The organism is Rhizobacter sp. P3_B12 (assembly GCF_056402895.1).
This window is the reverse complement of the sequence record NZ_JBFUGN010001474.1, coordinates 1-1,031: the sequence shown is the minus strand read 5'-3', so window position 1 is coordinate 1,031 and position 1,031 is coordinate 1. Positions and strand designations below refer to the sequence as shown.

Sequence of the window (1,031 nt, the reverse complement as noted above, 5' to 3'; positions counted from 1 at the left end):
GCCCACCCTTGACCATCCGCACCGCCTCAAGCTTGAATTCCAGCGTGTAGCGCGCTCTCTTTGCCTTCGTCACTTTCGTTCTCCTTGCCTGGATTGAACCACTCAGCAAGGGATACGGATTCCGCGGGCAAGGTCATGGTCCCGGTAGTTGCGATCCGCAGAACGACATTCCTACACCGAGCCCTGCCCGCTCGGATCTGCTCGCTCTCCACCTTGGACAATAGGCTCCTCGAGAGTGCACACAAAGTATCCGGCCAACTGCTTCGGGACCTCTTCCCAAGGCAGGTCTTCTCGCTCCTTGTCCCCTAGAAAGGCGCGCTCGCGATAGCCGACCTCCAGCCCTCGTCGGTACAGTTTCAGATACTGCGGATGCATGTGTTCGAGCAGCCCGAAGCGCTCGATCAAAGGAATGAATCGGTGGCCTCGCTCGGTCAAGCCGTTCGCCGCAAGCAGCAAGACTGCCCCTTCGCTCAGCTGGCCGCGGGCGATGTTGGCGTACTGCTCCCGCTCCTTCGGATGCAGATCAGCTTCGGCAATGTGATTGAACACCTGGAACAGCACGCGGAAGTACGGTCCGAGCGCAGAGGGGTGTTCGGCATACACCGTTCCTTGATACAGCGTGGCGAGTCGATTTGCCTTGGATTCGGGCGTCTGCGTGAGGAACGAACTCATCGTTGAAACTAGGCTGGCCGCCCATGAATCCAGCGCTGCAGCGCCTTCGCGCCCAACGGAAGCGGTTGTCTCCAGTCGATCCAGCAGATCTCGGTTCAGGCCGAGCAGCTGTGAGCGTCCAGTCTGACCATCTTGAGAATGCGATAGGCACATAGGAGCCTCGTACCCACCTCAACTTTGGTGGATACGTATGACCTTCCCCGTCCAACCCGCTGGCGCTCGGCGCCGGCGTCGGCTCCACAGCGACGAGTTCAAGGCCAATGCCGTGGCAGCCTGCATGCAGCCGGGGATGTCCATGGCAGCCGTGGCGATGGCGCATGGCATCAACGCCAACCTATTGCGCCGCTGGGTGCGCCAGG

The 1,031-nt window shown here is 60.6% G+C and carries 2 protein-coding genes; one reads left to right on the top strand and one right to left on the bottom strand.

Translation table 11 applies throughout. The features are described 5' to 3' along the window. Window positions 1–171 precede the first annotated feature (171 nt). A complete protein-coding gene (locus AC1D01_RS36195) occupies window positions 172–672 on the bottom strand; it encodes a putative phage abortive infection protein (protein WP_477874568.1) in 501 nt (166 codons plus the stop codon). Window positions 673–862: 190 nt separating this feature from the next. On the opposite strand from AC1D01_RS36195, the gene AC1D01_RS36190 reads away from it, so the two are divergent. Beyond that, the coding region (locus tag AC1D01_RS36190) for a transposase (protein ID WP_477874569.1) at window positions 863–1,031 on the top strand (169 nt) is incomplete at its 3' end.

Bases quoted from the DNA above. Each gene is read 5' to 3' on its own strand.
- AC1D01_RS36195 (WP_477874568.1), bottom strand. From the start codon at position 672: ATGAGTTCGTTCCTCACGCAGACGCCCGAATCCAAGGCAAATCGACTC.